The sequence below is a fragment of the Microcoleus sp. Pol14D4 genome, assembly GCF_036701245.1.
Lineage (GTDB): Bacteria > Cyanobacteriota > Cyanobacteriia > Cyanobacteriales > Microcoleaceae > Microcoleus.
On the sequence record NZ_JAUBQM010000001.1, the window covers coordinates 113,338 to 133,754 of the forward strand.

The 20,417-nt window shown below is 45.1% G+C and carries 22 protein-coding genes and 1 pseudogene; 12 read left to right on the plus strand and 11 right to left on the minus strand.

From position 1 onward, the window contains the following. Nucleotides 1–126 precede the first annotated feature (126 nt). Nucleotides 127–771: an ATP phosphoribosyltransferase gene (gene hisG / locus QUA33_RS00475; protein ID WP_015174599.1), complete on the minus strand. Its 645-nt coding sequence runs from the start codon at nucleotides 769–771 to the stop codon at nucleotides 127–129. 198 nt (nucleotides 772–969) lie between these two features. Here hisG and QUA33_RS00480 point away from each other — a divergent pair, with 198 nt between their 5' ends. From QUA33_RS00480 to rppA, 3 genes are all read left to right on the plus strand, one after another. Next, nucleotides 970–1,227, plus strand: a complete 258-nt coding sequence (locus QUA33_RS00480) for a hypothetical protein (protein WP_333145602.1) — start codon at nucleotides 970–972, stop codon at nucleotides 1,225–1,227. Between the two features lie 153 nt (nucleotides 1,228–1,380). Then, nucleotides 1,381–2,031: a glutathione S-transferase family protein gene (locus QUA33_RS00485; RefSeq protein WP_333145604.1), complete on the plus strand. Its 651-nt coding sequence runs from the start codon at nucleotides 1,381–1,383 to the stop codon at nucleotides 2,029–2,031. A 45-nt stretch (nucleotides 2,032–2,076) separates the two neighbouring features. Then, on the plus strand, nucleotides 2,077–2,763 hold the full coding sequence (gene rppA, locus QUA33_RS00490; protein ID WP_333145606.1) for a two-component system response regulator RppA: 687 nt from the start codon (nucleotides 2,077–2,079) through the stop codon (nucleotides 2,761–2,763). 151 nt (nucleotides 2,764–2,914) lie between these two features. Here rppA and QUA33_RS00495 read toward each other — a convergent pair whose 3' ends face one another. The 4 genes from QUA33_RS00495 to tmk form a co-directional block, all read right to left on the minus strand. Then, on the minus strand, nucleotides 2,915–3,751 hold the full coding sequence (locus tag QUA33_RS00495) for a metallophosphoesterase (RefSeq protein WP_333076545.1): 837 nt from the start codon (nucleotides 3,749–3,751) through the stop codon (nucleotides 2,915–2,917). A gap of 567 nt (nucleotides 3,752–4,318) precedes the next feature. Next, nucleotides 4,319–4,792: a peptide-methionine (S)-S-oxide reductase MsrA gene (msrA, locus tag QUA33_RS00500; protein WP_333145607.1), complete on the minus strand. Its 474-nt coding sequence runs from the start codon at nucleotides 4,790–4,792 to the stop codon at nucleotides 4,319–4,321. A 39-nt stretch (nucleotides 4,793–4,831) separates the two neighbouring features. Beyond that, the gene (locus tag QUA33_RS00505) at nucleotides 4,832–5,794 is read right to left on the minus strand and encodes a DNA polymerase III subunit delta' (protein ID WP_333145609.1); all 963 of its coding nucleotides are present in this window, start codon (nucleotides 5,792–5,794) and stop codon (nucleotides 4,832–4,834) included. A 251-nt stretch (nucleotides 5,795–6,045) separates the two neighbouring features. Continuing rightward, complete coding sequence (tmk, locus tag QUA33_RS00510; RefSeq protein ID WP_333145611.1) at nucleotides 6,046–6,714, minus strand: dTMP kinase; 669 nt, start codon at nucleotides 6,712–6,714, stop codon at nucleotides 6,046–6,048. A gap of 105 nt (nucleotides 6,715–6,819) precedes the next feature. Between tmk and QUA33_RS00515 the strand changes: the two genes are divergently transcribed. After that, a complete protein-coding gene (locus QUA33_RS00515) occupies nucleotides 6,820–7,167 on the plus strand; it encodes a hypothetical protein (protein WP_190659999.1) in 348 nt (115 codons plus the stop codon). A 92-nt stretch (nucleotides 7,168–7,259) separates the two neighbouring features. Here the strand turns inward: QUA33_RS00515 and QUA33_RS00520 are convergent, their stop codons facing one another. After that, complete coding sequence (locus QUA33_RS00520) at nucleotides 7,260–9,830, minus strand: heavy metal translocating P-type ATPase (protein WP_333145614.1); 2,571 nt, start codon at nucleotides 9,828–9,830, stop codon at nucleotides 7,260–7,262. Between the two features lie 299 nt (nucleotides 9,831–10,129). On the opposite strand from QUA33_RS00520, the gene QUA33_RS00525 reads away from it, so the two are divergent. Further along, complete coding sequence (locus tag QUA33_RS00525) at nucleotides 10,130–10,336, plus strand: DDE transposase family protein (protein WP_190660003.1); 207 nt, start codon at nucleotides 10,130–10,132, stop codon at nucleotides 10,334–10,336. 377 nt (nucleotides 10,337–10,713) lie between these two features. Here the strand turns inward: QUA33_RS00525 and ctpC are convergent, their stop codons facing one another. Both ctpC and ispG read right to left on the minus strand, forming a co-directional pair. Next, nucleotides 10,714–12,069 (minus strand): carboxyl-terminal processing protease CtpC, encoded by a 1,356-nt coding sequence (ctpC, locus tag QUA33_RS00530; protein ID WP_333145616.1) that lies wholly within the window; start codon nucleotides 12,067–12,069, stop codon nucleotides 10,714–10,716. Between the two features lie 336 nt (nucleotides 12,070–12,405). Then, on the minus strand, nucleotides 12,406–13,626 hold the full coding sequence (gene ispG / locus QUA33_RS00535; RefSeq protein ID WP_333145618.1) for a (E)-4-hydroxy-3-methylbut-2-enyl-diphosphate synthase: 1,221 nt from the start codon (nucleotides 13,624–13,626) through the stop codon (nucleotides 12,406–12,408). 294 nt (nucleotides 13,627–13,920) lie between these two features. On the opposite strand from ispG, the gene QUA33_RS00540 reads away from it, so the two are divergent. The 7 genes and pseudogenes from QUA33_RS00540 to QUA33_RS00570 all read left to right on the plus strand — a co-directional run bounded on the left by QUA33_RS00540 (nucleotide 13,921) and on the right by QUA33_RS00570 (nucleotide 17,464). Beyond that, on the plus strand, nucleotides 13,921–15,363 hold the full coding sequence (locus tag QUA33_RS00540) for a serine/threonine-protein kinase (protein ID WP_333145621.1): 1,443 nt from the start codon (nucleotides 13,921–13,923) through the stop codon (nucleotides 15,361–15,363). Nucleotides 15,364–15,509: 146 nt separating this feature from the next. Further along, nucleotides 15,510–15,740, plus strand: a complete 231-nt coding sequence (locus QUA33_RS00545) for a hypothetical protein (protein ID WP_333145624.1) — start codon at nucleotides 15,510–15,512, stop codon at nucleotides 15,738–15,740. 8 nt (nucleotides 15,741–15,748) lie between these two features. Continuing rightward, complete coding sequence (locus QUA33_RS00550; RefSeq protein ID WP_333145626.1) at nucleotides 15,749–15,973, plus strand: hypothetical protein; 225 nt, start codon at nucleotides 15,749–15,751, stop codon at nucleotides 15,971–15,973. Between the two features lie 93 nt (nucleotides 15,974–16,066). Beyond that, nucleotides 16,067–16,228 (plus strand): annotated as a pseudogene (locus tag QUA33_RS00555) (YgiT-type zinc finger protein); the annotation flags it as partial. A 17-nt stretch (nucleotides 16,229–16,245) separates the two neighbouring features. Next, nucleotides 16,246–16,728, plus strand: a complete 483-nt coding sequence (locus QUA33_RS00560; protein ID WP_333145628.1) for a type II toxin-antitoxin system HicB family antitoxin — start codon at nucleotides 16,246–16,248, stop codon at nucleotides 16,726–16,728. Between the two features lie 25 nt (nucleotides 16,729–16,753). Beyond that, nucleotides 16,754–16,942, plus strand: coding sequence for a hypothetical protein (locus tag QUA33_RS00565; RefSeq protein WP_333145630.1), 189 nt, complete (start codon nucleotides 16,754–16,756; stop codon nucleotides 16,940–16,942). 18 nt (nucleotides 16,943–16,960) lie between these two features. Beyond that, nucleotides 16,961–17,464, plus strand: coding sequence for a DUF2243 domain-containing protein (locus tag QUA33_RS00570; protein WP_333145631.1), 504 nt, complete (start codon nucleotides 16,961–16,963; stop codon nucleotides 17,462–17,464). A gap of 68 nt (nucleotides 17,465–17,532) precedes the next feature. On the opposite strand, the gene QUA33_RS00575 is transcribed toward QUA33_RS00570, so the two are convergent. The 3 genes from QUA33_RS00575 to QUA33_RS00585 form a co-directional block, all read right to left on the minus strand. Further along, entirely contained in the window at nucleotides 17,533–18,492 is a 960-nt protein-coding gene (locus tag QUA33_RS00575) for an Rpn family recombination-promoting nuclease/putative transposase (RefSeq protein WP_333145633.1), read from the minus strand. Nucleotides 18,493–18,603: 111 nt separating this feature from the next. Further along, nucleotides 18,604–18,966 (minus strand): hypothetical protein, encoded by a 363-nt coding sequence (locus tag QUA33_RS00580; RefSeq protein ID WP_333145635.1) that lies wholly within the window; start codon nucleotides 18,964–18,966, stop codon nucleotides 18,604–18,606. Nucleotides 18,967–19,131: 165 nt separating this feature from the next. Then, complete coding sequence (locus QUA33_RS00585; protein WP_333099519.1) at nucleotides 19,132–20,361, minus strand: clostripain-related cysteine peptidase; 1,230 nt, start codon at nucleotides 20,359–20,361, stop codon at nucleotides 19,132–19,134. Nucleotides 20,362–20,417 lie beyond the last annotated feature (56 nt).

A 20,417-nucleotide genomic window follows, 5' to 3' on the forward strand; every position in this document is an offset into this window, starting at 1 on the left:
CAGCCCACAATAGTTTAGACCTATTGCAAAAATTGCTAACTATCCTGCATTGCATCTACGTTGCGTCTGTGCTTTCCCTATTAATGAAAGATTTATGCAATAAGTCTACTCTAATTGGAGTTAGCATCAAACAGCAGTCAAAACTTGCTCTCTCAACTTCCCGATCAACTCATTCACACCTCCGGCATTCAAACGGTAACTCAGAGGATGACCGATCAAATAAGCTGAACTTTCAAACAAAACATCAATTTCCACCAAACCATTTTCTCGCAAAGTTTTGCCAGTCGAAACCAAATCCACAATTGCCTCAGACATACCCGTAATCGGCCCCAACTCCACAGAACCGTAAAGCGGCACAATTTCCACCGGCAAATTCAAATTGTGAAAATATTCTCTTGCACAGTGTACGAACTTAGAAGCAACTCTACCGTGAGGAGGCAAATCCACCGTTCGTCGGTAAGAACTAGATTCTTTCACTGCCACCGACAGCCGACACTTGCCAAATTTTAAATCAATTAAATTGGCAACTTTCGGCTTTTTTTCCCGCAAAACATCATAGCCAGCAATTCCCAAATCTGCTTGACCGTATTCCACATAAACCGGTACGTCATGCGTCCTTACTAGCAAAGCTTTGGCAGTGCCTGTAGGGTCATAAATTTGAAGTTGTCGGTTAGAGGAATCGAGAAAAGCACTGAAGTCTAATCCAACCGATTTAAACAGCCGAATGCTATCTCCTAACAATCCACCTTTGGGAAGTGCAACAGTAATCATGTCAATTTTTAGAGGGTAAATTTCTTAATTTGGAAAGGGGGCGATCGCGGCCTAAGCAGAAACAGCTTTTACCAAACTCAGAATAACACATAGAGTTCAGAGCGAAAAATAAATTTCGGGTATTGCTCGATCCATTGTTTGAGGATATATTATATTTAGTAATTTTTTATTGAGTCAATTTTTTAAACGGCGGTCGGTATGGAAAACCATCAAGAATTTGACGAAATTTTTCACAGTGTAGACCCGGATTCCCTGAAAAAGATTACAGTAGATGAAATCCTCTCAGGCGGTGGTGTAGAGCGGGAGGAAATGGACTATACAGTAGCTGTACCGAGCGCTAACCAGGCTAGCGTTCCCAGGGACAGAGGCTTCTCGCTCCATGTGCAATCAAGCGTTTTCGATCGCGCCCCCCGATCGCAGTTTGCAGAAAAACGCGGAACGGTGGGAGGCTGTTAATGTAAAATGCTTGCAGAGGCTGGTGCAGAAAACGGGCAGAGCGCCCGTTAGCGAAGCCCTCGAAGAGGATCGTCATTGTGTATCACACCTTTGTGTATTCAAGTCTAAAAATTAGAATTTAACTGGCGATTGCAAATAGCTGAAAGCTAAACTATGACCAAATTGACTCTGGTAATCGGCAACAAAAATTATTCCTCTTGGTCGCTGCGCGCTTGGCTGGCGATGAAACAAGCTGGACTGGAATTTGCCGAGGTGAGAATCCCCTTAGACTGGCCGACAACCAATGAAGAAATTCGGCGCTATTCTCCCTCGGGAAAAGTGCCAGTTTTAATCGACGGCGACTTAAAAGTGTGGGAATCTTTAGCAATTTGCGAATACGTTGCCGATCGCTTTGCAAATGATTTGTGGCCGACAGATGTAGCGGAACGGGCGATCGCCCGTTCCATTGCCGCCGAAATGCACGCGGGGTTCCAAAATTTGCGCGAAAATATGCCGATGGACTGCCGCAACCGCTATCCGGGAGAAGGGATGACTGCCGGTGTCGAAGCAGATATCGATCGCATCTTTACCATTTGGCGCGAATGCCGCCAAAAATTCGGGACAAGCGGCAATATGCTGTTCGGAAAATTCACAATTGTTGACGCTATGTTTGCCCCCGTTGTCATGCGTTTTGTTACCTACGGAGTCAAACTAGATTCATCAGCAAAAGCTTATGCGGATGCGATTTTGGCCTTGCCTGCCATCCAGGAATGGGTAGCAGCAGCTTGCAGCGAAACGGAAAGTATTCCACACATTAAAATCTAGGAAATATCAGTTTACTTAACCTAAAATCTCAAATTTGAAATCAGGATGCGGATTCTTTTAGTTGATGATGAAGTTGAGTTAACTGACCCTTTGAGTCGAGTCTTAACCCGCGAAGGTTATACAGTTGATGTGGCATTTGACGGAGCAAGTGGCAGCAATTTAGCAATGCAGGGAAATTACGATTTGCTAATTTTGGATTGGATGCTGCCGAGACAAACCGGACTGGCAATTTGCCAGAAGTTGCGATCGCAAGGACGGAATACGCCAGTGCTATTTCTCACCGCCAAAGATACCGTAGACGATCGCGTACAAGGACTCGACGCCGGTGCAGACGACTATTTAGTCAAACCTTTTGAACTGCGAGAATTGCTAGCCAGAGTCCGCGCATTGCTGCGGCGGCCTCCTACTTTTGATGCCGAGGTTGTTGTCGGGCGGCTGCAAGTTGCAGATTTACAGCTAGACTACGACAATCAATTAGCTTATCGGGGCGATCGCACAATTGATTTATCAGAAAAAGAATGTCAGTTATTAGAATACTTAATGCGCCACCCCGGTCAATTGCTAACACACGAACAAATACACCAGTATTTATGGACTGAAACCGAAAAACCCAGCAGCAATGTATTAGCCGCTCAAATTCGCCTGCTGCGGCGCAAAATAGAAGCACCGGGTGAATCTGTGCTAATCCAAACAGTCTACGGCAGAGGCTATCGCTTTGGAGAAGCAAATTAAAAATAATAGACATTGTACAAAAATCCCTCTTCTCTCTTCCATCGGACTGACATCCATTACATCCGTTACATCCGTTAAAAAATCCGTTGCCGAACTTCCCTCTTCCTTCTTCCTGTCTATTATCGGGAAAGTGTGCACCCTAAACCCGCCCTTACATATCTTGACAAACCAAAGTAATTACTGTCACCTCTGGGGGACAAAATAGCCTTCCCGGCGAATAAGTTCCCAAACCCCGATTCACGTACAGCAAATTACTCCCAACCTGATGCAAACCGCTAGCCCATTCCCAGTGAGTAACTACTCGATCGCAAGCCGAAAGATAAGGAATGAACTTTCGGATTCGTTTAGGAATCAAATAGCCAATTTTTCTCACCCAAGCGTACAAAGGGCCGATACCAGGAATAACAATTTGACCGCCGTGAGTGTGCCCAGACAACTGTAAATCAATCCGCCAATTTTGCAGCTTTTCAGCAGTATCAGGATTGTGAGACAATACAATCCGAGAAATGGCGGGATTTATTGATGCCATTACAGGTTTAGGCGCAAAATCGCCCGACCAAAAATCTGCTAGCCCAACTAAAGCCAATTGGGGCCCCAAGGGATAGATTGCTTCGTTGTACAAAACCCGAATCCCGACGCTATTTAAAGCATTAGCAACCTCTTTCTTTGCCCCCGGCCAATAGTGGTCGTGATTGCCCAAAACCGCGTAAATTCCCACCCGACTGTGCAAGTTTTTCAATCGCTCCACTAAGGTGTAAATAGGTGCGGGATCGTAGGTAATAAAGTCACCGGTTAAAAAAATCATGTCGGGTTCAGCTTCATTAGCTGCAGCAATCGCCTTTTCTAGCAACCATTCCGACAGCCGAACCCCGTCATAGTGAAAGTCAGTAAGCTGTACAATTTTAGTACCGGATAGATTTGCTGGAAGATTAGCGATTGGTATTGTTAAATACTCTATTCGCAGTTTCCCAGTTAATAACCTGTGCATAAATCTAAGGTTTATTGATGACAGAGCGCCACCTATAGCTTAGCAAATAAACAGGCAAGACTGCAAAAGTAGATATTCTTCCCTTTTCCCCCTGTCATCCGACTAATGACTAATAATCGCTGACTAATGACTACAATTATAGATGCGAAAAGTGGTATTAACTCAAGAGAATTGAAACATAAACTCCCAATCTTCATTTAGGATTTATTGCAAAATAGTTGGGTCTTACGTCCCCAACTACTACAGCATTTTTATAATATTATGACTTGCGTAACAATCTGTTTAAAACGCTATCAATCCTCCTCACACTGGCATTCCTAACCCGAATCTATATTCTTTTAGCAATTATCAAAGCTGAAATTGGTCTCGCATATAGCATAGGCTTACCACGGGGGGCTTGCCCCTACCAAACACTATCTCATCACTAATGATTTATTACTGAGTAGGTGGAAATAAACATGGCTTGGGGGAGACCGGGTTTTGCATTAATAATAAACTGTCGCTCGTATATATTATTGCCTTAGCCGCCCCTAATATCTTTTATTCTTGGTCGCGTCTGCCTATTTTTTAACTAATAAAGTTTGACAGATTTCGCTTCTTCTCAATATATTGCTGGTGGTAATCCTCTGCCATATAAAATTCAGCAGCAGGTTTGATTTCAGTGGCAATATCTTTGTCGTATTTACCGGAAGTTTGCAATTTTTGTTTGGAGGCGCGAGCGGCTTTTTCTTGTTCCCAATTGTGATAAAAAATTACAGACCTGTACTGTTCGCCTCTGTCGGGGCCTTGGCGATTGATTTGGGTAGGATCGTGACAGTTCCAGAATACATCTAGCAGTGCTTCGTAACTCACCTGCGATCGATCGTACTCTACCAGCACAGATTCAGCGTGACCGGTCACTCTAGCACAAACATCCAGGTAGCAAGGATTAGGCCAGTGACCTCCTGTATAGCCCGCAGCAGTCGAGACGACACCTGCAACGGCGCGAAACTTGTGTTCAACTCCCCAAAAACAACCGGCGGCAAATGTGGCTTTTTCCATCGTGTTACTCATCGTATTGGGATAAAACTCGGCACTAAATTATGCTTGACATATTCCCATTAGCGTGCATTCCCAAACTAATCGCGGCTGTACGTAGTTTAGCAAATATTGTCGTGCTTTCTCCAAGGGCTCTAAGGGCGATCGACTAATTCTCCCTGCCAAAAATTGTTGCCAGTAACAGTGCTGTAAATAATCGATTAACCACAACTGAGATTCAGTATCTAAAGTTTTATCAATTTCCTTGGCCAATTCCAAAGCAGACCGCAGATTTTGAGGTAACTGCTTCACCTTTTGCAGCAAATCCTCTGGCATTGATTGCAGTTGCTGCCAAATAGCAATTGCCTCCCCAGGACTGCCCTGAGCCATCCCCAGTACCTCCGGACGATCCAAAATCTCCGCGAATCCGGCTTGCTGCAAAACTTGTGCCATTGCTTGGGTATTCAGCCGAGAAAACTGGATTTTTTGACAGCGGGAAATCAAAGTTGGCAGCAAAGCTTCCACTGTCGGAGCAATTAAAATTAGCGCCGCTTTTCCCGGTTCTTCCAATGTTTTCAGCAAGCCGTTAGCAGCTCCCTCACCCATTGTTTCTGCTTGTTCCAAAACTACGACTGAACGCCCAGCTTCTAGTGGCGGTCGGCTGAGAAATTCACCGATTTCTCGAACTTGTTCTAAGCGAATTTGTGGCGGTGCTTTCCGCTTTAAACCGGCTTCCTCTGCTTCCTTTGGCGTAAGCCGTTTACCTTGGTTCATGTAAGTTGGTTCTACCCAGAGCAAGTCTGGGTGATTTCGCTGTCTTACGCGATTTTGCACGGAGGCTATTAATCGGGTTTCGGCAAGATTGGCTGAGAATAAAAGCTCGATGAAAGACTGAGCAGCTAAACTTTTGCCGATGCCGTTAGAGCCGACAAATAAATAACCAGGAGCAATTCGGTTTCGCTCGACTGCTTGTGTTAGCAATTCTACTGGTCGCTCTTGTCCGATTAATGATGTGAAATAATTCATGTTTGCGGAAGAAGGAAGTTCGGCAACGGATTATGTAAGGGATGTAACGGATATCAGGAAGAAGGATGAAGGAATAAAATTTAGGGTGTCAGCAATTAAGAACATCTTAAGCGTAGGTGGTGGTTGCTATAATACAAAAAGGTTATTTTGGTTTAATGGACGGCTCAATAATTGTTTTGAGTTAACAATGTTAAGTTGTAAGTTCCTGGAGCAGGGCACGGCATTGTAGTGTTTCTAGATATGATGTAACCCTAATTTTCAGAATTGGTATTATTTAAATATCCCCAAGCTTCTAACCTGCGAGTTACAATAGTTTGAATTTCCTGAGCGACTTCATATTCAGGGCGATCGCCATTGATCCGGACAATTCGAGATTTATTTTCCTGGGCTAACTCCGCAAAACCTTGCTGTACAAGGCGGTGAAACTTCAAATCTGCTTGCTCGATCCGATCGCACCCTCCCCGAGCTTTTACCCTCGCCAAACCCGCCTCCACCTTAATATCCAGCCACAAAGTCAGATCGCTTTCCAAGCCGCCGGTGGCAATTTCATTCAACTGCTTAATTAAATTTAACTTAAGACCGCGGCCGTAGCCCTGATAAGCAATCGTAGAGTCAGTAAAGCGATCGCATAAAACAATCGTTCCCTTCGATAACTCGGGTTTGAGAAAAGTTTCGACGTGTTGAGCGCGATCGGCAGCATACATCATTAATTCTGCTCGATCGCATACCAATTCTCCCGAATCTTGTTTTAGCAGCAAATGTCGCAGTCCCCTTCCCAACTCAGTACCCCCCGGTTCGCGAGTCGCCACCAACCGGACTGTCAGAAAGCAACTTGCTTGCAACCAATCTATCAGCCGCTGCATTTGCGTAGTTTTACCCGCACCTTCAACCCCCTCAAACACGATAAGTTTGCCCTTCATTGCCCTAACTTCCCACCGGAATAAAATAAATCCATATTGTTCTGTTCATCTCTTCTAGGTTCGGTATGATAATAAAGTCTAAATGCCTCACGGCTGGAGTTGTCTATGGCTCGCTATACTGGTTTTTTTATCGTTGCCGTTCCGATCGACCGTCTCCGTCAGTCCCTGATTGAAATTTTAGAGTCATGCAATCTTGATATTATCTACAATACAGGAGATTCCGTCATGGCTCGCGAGCTTCCCGGTCAAGTTTCCATTGCCAAACTTGTCACCGCAGAAGTCCTAATTGAGAAAAACACGGCTAGCGACTCAGAGGTTCGCATGAACTTCGTGATTAAAAACGAGGAACTGCCCCTGCAAACCAACAACCACTGCCGTCAAATGTTCGAGCTAGTTAGTCGTTCAATTATGAACAACAATAACTGGCGACTCTTGGAAAGTATGGCACTGTAGCCATCAGTCATTAGTCCTCACTCATTAGTCATTAGTCATTAATTTGTGGCTAATGACCAATGACCTCCTACTTTTATCTGTCATCCATAAATTTAAGCTCGAAATCCCCGGCGCAAAAACAAAGAATTTGTAACCACGCTAACAGAACTAAACGCCATAAATGCTCCGGCCGCCGCAGGACTGAGTAGAATTCCGGTTGCAGGCAGCAAAAGACCCGCTGCAACCGGAATTCCCAGAGTATTGTAACCAAAAGCCCAAAATAAATTTTGGCGAATCTTATTAAAAGTAGCGCGCCCCAGCTCGATCGACTCAACAACATCCATCAAAGCATTTCGCATCAGCACAATTTGAGCTGTCTCAACTGCGACATCAGTACCGCAGTGCAAACCGATACCGACATCAGCTTGAGCCAAAGCCGGGGCGTCATTGATACCATCTCCCACCACAGCCACTTTACAGCCTTGGGCTTGCAAAGCCGCGATCGCCCTCGCCTTCCCCTCCGGCCGCACCTCGGCCAAAACATCAGCCGCCGCCAAATCTAGCTGCTGCGCCGTCGCCGCCGCCGCAGACGCCGTATCCCCCGTCAGCATCATCACCCGCAATCCCATGCCCCGCAAACGTTCCACCGCCGCCTTAGCATCCGGCCTCAGAGTATCTTTTAGCCCGATTACCCCCAGCAAAACGCCCCCAGAAGCCACGTAAACCGCCGTTTTGCCTTGCAAAGACCCCGACAATTCCGTCGCCACAGCGACCCCCTGCTTCTTCATCCACTCAGCATTCCCCGCGAACACCCGCCGGCCCTCCACCACAGCAGAAACCCCGAAACCAGGTTCCGTGCAGAAATCCTCAGCAGCTAGCAGCGGCAAACCTTGCTGTTGAGCTTCCAGCAAAATCGCTGCGGCGATGGGATGAGAAGCGCCCCTTTCCACCGCCGCCGCAATTTGCAGCAGTTTTGAGTCAATTGTGGAACAGGCATCTTGCCTGTTGCCAGAAACTCCCTCAATTGTGGAACAGGCATCTTGGCTGTTACCAGAAACTCCCTCAATTGTGGAACAAACATCTTGTTTGTTACCAACATTAATATCTGAGTTCAAATCCCACTCCGAATTCTGGAAAATCGGCAAATAATCTGTGAGTGTGAGATTTCCGGTTGTCAGAGTGCCCGTCTTGTCAAAAACCACCGTATCTAATTGATGCACCCGTTCTAAAACATCACCACCGCGAATTAAAAGTCCGCGCTCCGCCCCGATGCCAGAACCGACTAAAATTGCAGTTGGGGTAGCCAGTCCCAAAGCGCAGGGACAAGCGATGACTAAAACGGCGATCGCCAATTTCAAACTTAAGAGCAAAGGCGATTGATAATGGATAATTGGCAATTCATTTCCCATATTCATTGCCCCGTGTCCCATATCCATTGCCCCGTGTCCTAAAAGCACAGAAGGCCAAATATGAGTGCCGGCAAAATACCAAAATAGGAAAGTTAAAAGCGATATCGCCATTACCCCATACACAAAATATCCCGCGACAGTATCAGCTAAATTTTGAATCGGCGCTTTGCGAGTTTGGGCTGCCTGCACCAAAGCCACCATTTGAGCTACAGTTGTTTCCTTACCGGTGCGAGTGGCCCGCATCACAACTGCCCCGGATTTATTGATAGTTCCCGCCGCAACTGTATCTCCTGGCTGCTTCAAAACCGGCAGCGATTCACCAGTCAGCATCGACTCATCTATGGTTGTTTTACCTTCGCAAATTTCGCCGTCTACTGGTATTTTTTCTCCGGGCAAAACTTGCAGCCATTCTCCGACTCGGACGCGATCGGCGGGAATTTCAATGTATTGTGGATCGTAGACCTCTGATGTCGAGTTTAAAGGCAATTCTTCCGAGCGCAAATCTAAACTCGAAAGTTTAAAATCAACTAAGCGGGCTTTTGCCGGCTGCAATGCGATTAAAGCTTGTAAAGCTGATGCAGCGCGGCGTCTGGCTTGCTGTTCGAGAGTTTTGCCCAACAAAATAAAGCCCAGCAGCATCACCGGTTCGTCAAAAAAACATTCCCATCCCATCCGTGGAAACAGCAGCGCCGCGTTGCTAGCGGTGTAAGCTGTGACAGCGCCTAAAGCTACCAAAGTATTCATGTTGGGCGCATTTCGCCACAAACTGCGGCACCCGTCAACAATAATCGAACGGCCCGGTAGCAGCAAAGCTAGGGTGGCGAGTCCCCAGTGAAACCAAATATTGCTGAGAATTGGGGCTTTTGTGCCGAGTACGTGACCTAAACCGGATAAAATAATTAGGATTAGGGCGATCGTCAATTGCTTGATTTGCTGTCGAATTTCTTGCCGTCGCCGTTCAATTGTTGTCGCTTCTGCTTCCTGCTGATTTTCACCTGAACGAGACTGAGAGGGAAATCCATTATCAGTCAACTTTTTCGCTAAAGCTTCTGCATCGACAGTCCCCGGTTGACACTCAACCGTCGCGACTTCTACGGCTAAGTTAACGCAAGCTGAAATTACGCCTGAATATTGCATGAGTTGGCGTTCCACAGCTTTCGCGCAGCCGGCACATTTCATCCCGCCGACATCGAAAGTAACAAGTTCTGGCGGTGATTCTTTAACTGATATGATTTCTGGTTGAATTTCGGGGATTGTTTTGGGTAGAAATTGCATGGTTTTTTGGTATTGATTAGAATATTTCGCCACTTCAGAAAGGGTTTAATGCACTGTTTAGACAAATGTCTATATTTTTATCATAGATAAATATTGTGGCATCTTCCCAAAGTGTTAGTTTTTTTTAATTCTTATTAGTTGCAGGCGGTTAAATCCGCAGTCGGGGAGGGGTTTCAACTACTGTAGGACGGCGAGTTTAATGCTAAGACACACTTGGGACACGGCATTGCCGTTTCGCTATTTGATATAATGAGCCAATTGCCTAGTTAGTATCCAGCTTTTCTTTGACGAATTTAGCTATGACAGAAACACCAAAATTTTATATTGTCAAACGTCCTGCGGGTAATTGCGAAATTTTGCCGTTGGCGGAGCCCTCGCAGAGGATCGCGCAACTTGAAGAACAAAACCCCAGTATTATTGAAAAGTGGGGCCCTTACGATTCGCCCGAAGATGCCATCGCCCGCCGCATCGGATTAATTCGCGCCGGCAAATGCCAGCCGCAATGACGAATTACTATTACTTTCGTCTGAATCGCGAAAGCTAACCGGATCTCAAATCTGTTAGCCTCGGAATTCTTCATATTTCTCTTCTATTCATCTGCGTGAATCAGCGTCAATCCATTGTCATCTGCGGTTCAGAAATTATCTTTTTTTAACCGCAGATGAGGGCAGATAAACAGAGATTAATTAGATCGATTCTGGTGGCACCGTCCCTGATGGTTTACTGTTGACTGGATTTTACGTCCGACGATGCTACCGGATTTGAGATGACTCGCAAGGACGGATTGCAAAAAATAGCGAAGCATTCGAGTTTACAATCTTGGCTTTTAGCCGTAAATCTTCCCCCGAATGCTTTTTTTTCACTGAAACCCTATACAGGTTTTCTATTTAGATTTAGAAGGTGCTGCACTCGGTTTTGCTTGCGCCGCATTCGGTTTAGGGGGCGCTGCATTCGGTTTCGACTCCGCCTTATTGTTCCCTGTTTTACCAGTAACTTGCTGTGTCAAAACTTCCATAGCTTTCGCGTACTGGGGATCGGCCGTCGTAGCAATTTTATCGCGATCGCGCCTCAATTCCTGTTTTTGAGCGTCGGTGAGTTCTACCTTAAAATCCGGTTCAATCCCGGCGTGGTTGATATCAGTGCCGTTGGGAGTAAAATACTTGGCAATTGTCACCGCCAAACCGGCACCATTTCCCACGCCGCGTACTGACTGAACTAAACCTTTACCAAACGTCTTTGTTCCCACCAAAACCGCGCGTTTGTTGTCTTGCAAAGCACCGGATAGAATCTCGCTAGCACTTGCGGAACCGCCGTCTACCAGTACAACTAGCGGTTTGTCTGTGAGCTCTGCCTTATTTGCCGTTTGTTTATCCGCTTCACCGACTCGATCGACCGTCGAGACGATCGTACCTTCTTTGAGCCACATCCGAGCAATTTCAATACTTCCGTACAGCAACCCGCCGGGATTGGAACGCAAGTCTAAAATATAGCCCGTTACCTTTTTCTGTTCCAACTCCTTAATTGCCGATCGCATTTCCGATGCAGCATTCGCACTGAACTGATTTAAGCGAATATAGCCGACTTCTCCGATGGGAGTTTTCTGCACCGACTGCCGCACAGGATGAATTTCAATTTTAGCGCGTTTCAGCTTAAATTCTAATTCCTTGCTTCCCCGCAAAATAGTCAGCGTCACTTCAGTATTCACCTGGCCGCGAATCAAACTTACCGCTTGATTCGTATCCATGCCTTCGGTGCTCTTGCCGTCAATCTTAGTAATAATATCTTTTGCCAGAATACCAGCAGTAAAAGCAGGGGTATCTTCGATCGGCGAAATCACCACCAACTTTTTGGTTTCCTCATCTTGAGTCAACTGAATCCCAACTCCTGTCAGTTCCCCAGAAGTGTCAACCTGCATATTTCTGAACTCTTGAGGGTCCATAAACCGCGTATAAGGATCGTCCAGCTTCTTCAGCATTTCCCGAATTGCTTTGTAAGCTTCCTCGTCGCTGGTATAAGTCCGGTTCAAATAATCATTCCGCACCGCTTTCCAGTCAACCTGGTTAAAAGTGCCATCTACATAACTTTTGTCAATAATTTGCCAAACTTCATCAACCAACTCTTTAGGGCTTCCCCGAAAAGAAGCCAGAGATTTAGAACTGCAACCAGTGTTCGCAAGAGTTACAGCAGTGAGTACCACTGCTGCTGCACTTAGAACAAGCCCTCGTTTTGTTATAACCATTTGTCTGACGCGCGGGAGGAAAAGAGTTCAGAATAATTACGCTCAATCTAACACAGGCAAGGCCGGCTCGCGTTTGGCGTACATATATTATTCCACTTTGCCGAGTTCTGCGGTGTCAACTTAAGACTGAAACCCTCTATCTCTTTCGTTTGTATCAAAGTCTCGATCCCCCTAAATCCCCCTTAAGAAGGGGGACTTTGAGCGTTATTGTCCCCCCTTAACAAGGACTTTGAGCGCTCTTGTCCCCCCCTTACTAAGGGGGGTTAGGGGGGATCTCCGGGTTTAAAAACACGCATTAGGGACGATCCTCTCCGAGGGCTGCGCTAACGACAGCTATTAAGGATCGACCCAGCGATCGTCCGATTTAATCAAGTCTATCAATTCTGCCACCCCTCGGTCTTCCGGCACTTTCTTAATTTCTTCCCGGCCCCGGTACAGCGAAATATAACCCGGTTGCTTCCCGACGTAGCCGTAATCAGCATCAGCCATTTCTCCCGGGCCATTGACAATACAGCCCATTACTGCTATATCCAAACCCGTGAGATGCTTGGTCGCCTCTCTCACTTGGTGTAACACTTCCTCTAAATTAAACAAAGTGCGACCGCAGGAAGGACAAGCGACATACTCAACCATCGTTTTCCGCAGTCCCAAGGCTTGCAGAATGCTGTAGCAAACGGGAATCTCCTTTTCTGGGGCCTCTGTCAGCGAGACGCGGATGGTGTCACCGATACCGTCAGTTAACAAAGGTGCGAGGCCTGCGGTGGATTTGATGCGGCCGTATTCGCCGTCTCCTGCTTCCGTGACGCCCAAATGCAGCGGGTAATCCATGCCGAGTTCGTCCATCCGGTGCACCATCAAGCGGTAAGCAGCAACCATCACGGGCGCGCGGGAGGCTTTCAGGGAAAGTACGATATTTCGGAAGTCGAGGGATTCGCAAATTTTGATAAATTCCAGGGCCGATTCCACCATGCCTTCGGGCGTGTCGCCGTAGGTAAACAGCATCCGTTCGGCGAGGGAACCGTGATTGACGCCGATTCGCAAAGCTTTGCCTTGGTCGCGCAGGGAAATCACCAGAGGTTCCAGGGTTTCGCGGATTTTTTCGCCAATTTCCGCGAATTCGGCGTCGGTGTATTCGGTTCTGTCGGCTTTCGGCTTCTCGAACACGTAAAGTCCGGGATTGATTCTCACTTTGTCTACGTGTTTGGCGACTTCCAGGGCAATTTTCATGCCGTTGTGGTGGACATCGGCCACGAGGGGCACGGGTTGATAGGTGGCGTGCAGTTTTTGCTTGATTTCGGCTAAAGCTTTGGCGTGGGCCATGCTGGGCACGGTGACGCGGACGATTTCGCAGCCTATCTCGTGCAAGCGCCGAATTCCGGCGACTGAACCGTCGATGTCGAGGGTGTCTTCGTTAATCATCGATTGTACGACGACGGGGTTGCCGCCGCCGATCGTCACGCTACCGACTTTGACGGGCCGGGTTTTGCGGCGTTTGATGGTGGTGTCGAAGGTTGGTTCGGTGGTGAGGGTTTTAGTGGGGTTCGGCAGAGTTTGCATAACTGGTTGCTAGGGTTCTGTAATTAGAGTTTATAAAATTGTGTCTGCTGTTTTTTAGGTTTGCACAGAAAGGGTCTGTTTGGACAATGAGGTTTTGGGATTTATGATTCTTAATGAGATTGCTGCGAATTTGTCGATCGAATTATGTGGGAAAAGGGCGATCGAACTAAAAGCCAACCATCACCGGGAAGGCGAACTGAAGTTGGGCCCGTGGAACTAAACCGAACTTAGAAAATACAGTTAAAATACAGGCTAGGCCGAGATAAAAATTAATATTGGTTGGCGGTGAGGAGAATGGTTTGGACGCCGGGGCAGCGGTTAAATGGCGATCGGTATATCATTGAAGGCAAGTTAGGTGAGGGTGGCTTTGGGGTCACGTACCTAGCGCAGAAGGCGCAAAACAGGCAGCGGGTTGTCATCAAAACGCTGAAAGATGAATTATTGAGAGATCCAAATTTTGCCCGGTATCGGGACAGATTCCGGGATGAGGCGGTAAAGCTATCTGTGTGCAGGCATCCCAATATTGTGCAAATAGACAACTATTTCGATCATGGTAATTTGCCTTGCATTGCGATGGAATATGTGGCAGGAGAAGATTTGTGGAAATGGGTGGAAAGGCGCGGTATTTTGTCAGAAACTGAAGCTTTAAACTACATCTGCCAAGCAGGAGAAGCCGTAATAATAGTTCACGAAAAAGGTTTACTCCATAGGGATATCAAGCCACAAAACATTATGGTGCGTGACAATCAAGATGCAGTTTTGATTGATTTTGGTTTAGCGCGGGGTTTTATTCCAGATCGCACTCAACAAATGACTTTTGGGTTAACACATGGTTTTGCGCCTCCCGAACAGTACGGGGAAATGGGCAGATTTGCTGAGTACACAGATGTTTATGCTCTGGCGGCAACGCTATACTATCTGCTAACGAAAACACCACCAACTGCTGCATTTATGAGGGCTTTAAATCATCCTTTAAAGCCGCCGTTTCAGATTAATCCTAATATTAGCGATGCGGTGCATCAGGCAATTATGAAAGGGATGGAAATGGATGCGACAAAGCGCCCTCAGTCGGTGGAAAAATGGTTGGCTATGCTTCCACAAGCCACCATTGGCAATTGGGGACAAAGAGGGGGTGTTTCACCAACGATTCCTAGCCCGCAGCCACCGCCACCAATTCTACAATGGATAGGAACCCTTTGGCGCCCCAAACAAAATATTCCTAGCCCGCAGCCACAGCCACAACGTATAAATTTGATTTCAGCAAAAGGAGTCAATTATCGCAACCTCGATCGGCTGTTGGCTAGCGGAAAATGGCAAGAGGCGGATGGGGAAACGGCAATAAAAATGCTGGAAGTAGCGGGGAGAGCGGGGGATGGCTGGCTGAGGGCTGAAGATATCGATCGATTCCCCTGTGAAGACTTACGAACTATTGACCAACTTTGGGTAAAATACAGTAACGGACGTTTCGGCTTTTCGGTGCAGAAACGCATCTATCAAAGTCTGGGAGGAAGCAGAGAATACGATCAGGAAATTTGGGACGCTTTTGGCGATCGAATAGGTTGGCGTGTGAATAACAAATGGTTGTACTACAACGAATTAAAATTCAACACCAAAGCACATAGGGGGCACCTCCCAGTGGGGGCGAGATTGGGTGGGTTGGGAGTGTGTGGGGGGGGTGTGTGTGGAGGAGGGAATCTCTCTTCTCTCGCGTCGAGACTTGTAGAGTGTAACATCTAAGGGTTACAGAGTTTCGTGAAGGTTATAATAACCAAAGCTTGAACCACGAAACCTCGCTACTTCTACGTTTCGTATACCTGGCATTCACCGGACTGGGCTAAAAGCCTACCAGTGATACTAATTGTTAACATCATGTTTGATGTCGAATGAACTTTCAAATTATCGGAAACATTACTAATATTGAAACAATAGCAGTTGGCAACTCAATTCGGGAAGTGGAACGTTTGCATAAAAATTATGGTAATGGACGTTGGAGAAAACTCAAAGGAATTGCAACAATTATCCTTACTGATGGTACAGCCTGCGAAGCTGAGCTACATTGGTACGAAGCACACGGCATTGGAAAAAAAGAAATTAAAATCAAATATATTTTATAGGAGGAGTCATGAATCCCCATAACTTAGAAACACAATTTGTAGTTTGCATTAACAATCAAGACTATCAAGCATCCTTAGAAGTGCGAAAAATCTACCAAATAATACCGGATATTCGCGCTGGGGAACATCAATTTATCCGAGTTATTGATGAATCAGGTGAAGATTATTTGTATCCAGTCGCATATTTCGTACCCATCGCATTGCCGAAAGCCGTAGAAGCAGTATTTGCCTAGGAGAAATTACGAATGAACTCTGTAGAAAAATGCCCTAATTGCGGCGGTGAAATAGTTATCAAAGAAGTCGATAAACTTTGACGGGGCGGCAAGCATACTGCTATCTTAAAAGTATCCGCTGAAGTTTGCCTAAGCTGTGGAGAACGGTTGTACTCTGTGGAAACAGTTAGGAAATTTGCCAAAATTAGACAGCAATTGCAGCGAGAAGAGACTCAAGAATTTCAAGCGATGGGGCAATCTTTTCGAGTTGGATAAGTTATACGATAAAACCAATGAAAAACCTAACTCAATTAACCCAGCTTGAATTAGTGCTGCTGGAATTAGTAGCTAAAGGTCAAGGAAAGTGGAGTTGGTACGAACTCGCGAATGCACTTTCCCGTCGAGATGTACCGCGAGAACCTGACATGATGGTTGTCTTAAAAAAACTGGCTGCTGATGGCTTGGTTAAACGATATGTAGAAACTAATTCGCCTCGCGACAGATGGGAATTGACGCCAGAAGGGTCTATGGTGTTGGCAAACCCAAAAGCAGATAGTCAAAGCAGAATTATACGTTATGCAATTGCGATCCAGAAATCAGAAAGCAATTATTCTGCTTATGTTCCAGATTTACCCGGATGCGTAGCAACAGGTACAACTATCGAGGAAGTCGAACAGCAAATTAAAGCAGCAATAGTTTTTCATTTAGCAGAGTTGCGTCAATCTGGTTCGTCTATTCCTGAAGCCAGGACTTTATGCAAATATGTTGAGGTTTAATGTAATGAAAACTATCAATTAGTATGTGGATGGTGTTGTAGAAGTTATGGGAGGCAAGATTCGATCGCACTTCCCAATCATCCATCAAAAATCGAGGCGCGATCGCACTTCAGTCGATAAATCTCTCTCGCGGATGATGCGATCGCCCCTCCTCCCCAGCAAAACTACAAAATGTACTGGCAAATCCCTTCACAGACCCAGGCTCAGCAGTTAAATAATCTGAGGTTTTCCATTGGACGATCGCACAAACGCACCAACCACCGCAGCTAACAACCGCCGACCTCTAATTATCGCAGGAATTCTCCTCGGTATCGGTCAATCAGGCTTTTTTGACGGCATTGTGCTGCATCAACTCCTGCAGTGGCACCATATGTTTAGCAGCGTTAAAACCGATACTACCGTTGTCGGTTTAGAATTAAATACCCTCGGAGATGGATTGTTTCACGCTGCGGATTGGTTGGTAACAGTGGCGGGCATCTTCTGTTTGTGGCGTGCTGTGAAGCGCAAAGATGTTCCTTTGTCAACTCAAACTTTTTTCGGTTCAATATTAATTGGTGCTGGATTGTTTGACTTTGTAGAAGGCATTGTTGACCATCAAATTTTGGGAATCCACCACGTCAAACCCGGTATCAACGAGTTAGCTTGGGATTTAGGATTTCTCGCCCTCGGTCTTATTTTAGCGCTGTTAGGTTGGATGCTGGTACAGAGGGAAGTTCCGGCAGATACTAAAGTTTAAATGAATGCACAGATTGGAAATTATACCAAATCCGCCAAAATCGCCGACTCTCTTTTTAACTCATCAGTTCATCCCGCCGACTCCAACCAGGCAATCAAATCCTCTTGACTTCTAAAATCCAACAAAGCCTCTCCCAAATCATCTAACTGTTCCGCAGATAACCCCTGGATGCGAGTTTGAACTTCCACTGTAACATCACCCACCCGCCGCACTATCTGACGCATAATTAATCCTATTTCCCCCTCAATTTTACCCCTTTCGATTCCTTGTTCGATTCCTTGTTGTATTCCCTGTTCGATTCCCTGTTGTAGACCAATTTCTATCCCTTTCATCACAGACCCGATTTGGTCTTGGATAAACATTTCTCGCTTGTCTACATCGTTCAATTCGTCTAGGGTCAAATTTGCTCGGTTGGCAATTCCCAGCGCGGTATTAATCTCTTCAATAGACCCTAATGTCTCTGGTACTGCTTCCCAAGAGGGCGCGTTTTTCATAAAATAAATCCATTTTTCCGGCAGAGTTTCGAGTTCATTCAATTCTTTTTTGAATTTCGGTAACTCTACAAACACTAATTTTAACTCGCAGTTGGGATAGACGAATTTCTCTTCTGTTTCTGTGAATTCAAACTTTGAGATTAGTTTTTCGGTGTTTTCAAACAAGATAAAGTCGGTGATGGTTAAAGCAATCACTGGATTTAACTTTAAATAACCTTCTCCGGCTTTGAGTTGAGTAGAATAGGTTTTGGCTGCATTATATACTACCCGTTTTTCAAAGGCGGCGACGTTGAGTACGTGCATTTCCACAATCACGGTTTTGTTACCGGTAATCTTGGCTTTGACATCCAGGTAAGTGTCTTTCAATCCTGTAACGCTTCCTGCTGAATAAGGGTCAATTATTTCTAATTCTTGGATAGTTGGTTCTCCGTTATACAGCATTGCATTTAGGAAGCTGATGAGAATTTCTGGATGTTCGGAAGAAGCGAATATTTTTTTGAATGCAAAGTCTGTTTTGGGGCTGATGAAACGCATATTATAGAAGGAAGAGGGAAGAAGGAAGAAGGACAATGCAATATTTTAGGGATTTTTAGGTTGGTAGTTGCGCTTTACCACCCTTAGCGCAACTACGAAGTTTTTCAATTATCAGCCTGTGGCTTGAGTAGTAGCAGGCGACATAACTAGCTTTCCAGTTATATCCATCGTCGCAAGCTTCAGCACTTCATTAAAAGCTAAACCCCGAATTTTGAGTTCCCACCGAATGCCTTTTGCTTTCATTCGCTTGGCTTTCCGCATATCGACATCAGCAGCTTTTTGATGCAAAAGCAAATATTTCATTGCTGCTGTAGCTTCTACTTTTGTGGGAAATGCAATATAGGTGATAAATCCGCCGTCCCAGTGATTGGCATTGCGGACACTGCTGATAGTCGCAACTCTCGGACTAAAGCGGTTCCAGTAAAAGTCGCTGTAGCCGATCGACTCTGTTTTTACTTGGAGTTTGTTTGCCATTTGACTTAACTCCTATAACCTTGTGTGCGGGGTTGGCAGCAGGGCTTTAATTCTGCTATTTATATTATAGCATTCGGAAGTGGTAATTGGGAGCGAATGCTGGCTGTTATTTTACCTCCCAGACTGCTTCTGTCAATTCGGAAAAGTAAAATATCCCCAATCCCTTTAGTTCTTTTTTGTCTCGAATACAACTGCCTCAAAAAGCTCTACAAGCTTTAAGTCTGAATAAACCGATAAATACAAATACTTTTCCAGTTTCTGCCGATTTCTAGGTAAGAACAAGCCTAAACCTGATAAGCTTTTATACTTATGTCTAATTCTTGAGTCAAGTAATTCACCATGCTGTTGCACTCTCTGAATAAGAAAATTATTGAAAAATAACAATAAATCGTTACAGGCTGACGGACTTGCACCTGATAATTCGGTAAGTTTTTGTAAAAAATTTGCGAAATCAACAAAGGTTTCTCCAAAGTTACGATAAACTACTACAGTAGTGTTATTGGAAAAATTGACTTCAGGTCCTAAAATTGAGGATATAAAAACTTTCACTGGCGCAATATCTGCTTGCAAAATAGAATCAATCACAACATTAACTTTTTCGGTAAAATAGCGGAAATAATGATTGTTAGTTAATGTCAAACTATGGTACATATCAGGCTGTTCATAATCCATAATCTTTTTAGCTAGCTGAGAACCATCAATGTCTGGATAATCGCTCAAATGGCTTAACAATTGCTCATAATAGTAATTGGGCGCTCCAAGTTGCAGTTGAGATGAAAGCGTATACTTAGCAGTATTTTGGAAGGTATGGTGTACTTCAATATTTCCTTTATTACAATTTTGGAAAAATAATAAGTCTATATTTCCCTTTACAGAGCGGTTAAAATTCAATATAACTTGATTTATTTTTTGAAGATTCATCCATCTAATTTCTGAAATTAAAGGGGACGTGGGATGCTCGTCGGGGCTGATTTCCATAAGCGTTCCACTATGACCTAAAAACACAATAGCCCAGCGTTTGGCTTGAAATTGAGATTGGGCCCAAGTCAGATACTCACTCAAGACTTCTGCACTACTACTATCTGCTGTTTCTAAGTATTGCGTATCAACTTTACCTTGGCTAATCAGACTTCTAGAAACTTGTGCTGCTCCACTAAAGTCTGATTGTACGACTACCAAAACCTTATTATTTTTTACACCTTTACTTAGCATTTGAAGAATTGGTTGTCCGAATCTTGAGAGATTATTGTCATAGGGCATCCAGTATAGTAATATCCAGTCATAATGATTTTTTACCGTACTTCCAAGCATATATTGGTCTCCAGAGCGATATATTGTCTCTGTTAAAGAACTAATACTTACTGTTATCAGTTTTATGGCTTCCCTTCTTTTCACTTTCTCTGCTCCGGGTTGAGGATAGTCAGATTTTTGTAAACGGTATTTTTTGCTAA

Bases quoted from the DNA above. Each gene is read 5' to 3' on its own strand.
- hisG (WP_015174599.1), bottom strand. From the start codon at position 771: ATGATTACTGTTGCACTTCCCAAAGGTGGATTGTTAGGAGATAGCATT.
- QUA33_RS00480 (WP_333145602.1), top strand. From the start codon at position 970: ATGGAAAACCATCAAGAATTTGACGAAATTTTTCACAGTGTAGACCCG.
- QUA33_RS00485 (WP_333145604.1), top strand. From the start codon at position 1,381: ATGACCAAATTGACTCTGGTAATCGGCAACAAAAATTATTCCTCTTGG.
- rppA (WP_333145606.1), top strand. From the start codon at position 2,077: ATGCGGATTCTTTTAGTTGATGATGAAGTTGAGTTAACTGACCCTTTG.
- QUA33_RS00495 (WP_333076545.1), bottom strand. From the start codon at position 3,751: ATGCACAGGTTATTAACTGGGAAACTGCGAATAGAGTATTTAACAATA.
- msrA (WP_333145607.1), bottom strand. From the start codon at position 4,792: ATGGAAAAAGCCACATTTGCCGCCGGTTGTTTTTGGGGAGTTGAACAC.
- QUA33_RS00505 (WP_333145609.1), bottom strand. From the start codon at position 5,794: ATGAATTATTTCACATCATTAATCGGACAAGAGCGACCAGTAGAATTG.
- tmk (WP_333145611.1), bottom strand. From the start codon at position 6,714: ATGAAGGGCAAACTTATCGTGTTTGAGGGGGTTGAAGGTGCGGGTAAA.
- QUA33_RS00515 (WP_190659999.1), top strand. From the start codon at position 6,820: ATGGCTCGCTATACTGGTTTTTTTATCGTTGCCGTTCCGATCGACCGT.
- QUA33_RS00520 (WP_333145614.1), bottom strand. From the start codon at position 9,830: ATGCAATTTCTACCCAAAACAATCCCCGAAATTCAACCAGAAATCATA.
- QUA33_RS00525 (WP_190660003.1), top strand. From the start codon at position 10,130: ATGACAGAAACACCAAAATTTTATATTGTCAAACGTCCTGCGGGTAAT.
- ctpC (WP_333145616.1), bottom strand. From the start codon at position 12,069: ATGGTTATAACAAAACGAGGGCTTGTTCTAAGTGCAGCAGCAGTGGTA.
- ispG (WP_333145618.1), bottom strand. From the start codon at position 13,626: ATGCAAACTCTGCCGAACCCCACTAAAACCCTCACCACCGAACCAACC.
- QUA33_RS00540 (WP_333145621.1), top strand. From the start codon at position 13,921: ATGGTTTGGACGCCGGGGCAGCGGTTAAATGGCGATCGGTATATCATT.
- QUA33_RS00545 (WP_333145624.1), top strand. From the start codon at position 15,510: ATGAACTTTCAAATTATCGGAAACATTACTAATATTGAAACAATAGCA.
- QUA33_RS00550 (WP_333145626.1), top strand. From the start codon at position 15,749: ATGAATCCCCATAACTTAGAAACACAATTTGTAGTTTGCATTAACAAT.
- QUA33_RS00560 (WP_333145628.1), top strand. From the start codon at position 16,246: ATGAAAAACCTAACTCAATTAACCCAGCTTGAATTAGTGCTGCTGGAA.
- QUA33_RS00575 (WP_333145633.1), bottom strand. From the start codon at position 18,492: ATGCGTTTCATCAGCCCCAAAACAGACTTTGCATTCAAAAAAATATTC.
- QUA33_RS00580 (WP_333145635.1), bottom strand. From the start codon at position 18,966: ATGGCAAACAAACTCCAAGTAAAAACAGAGTCGATCGGCTACAGCGAC.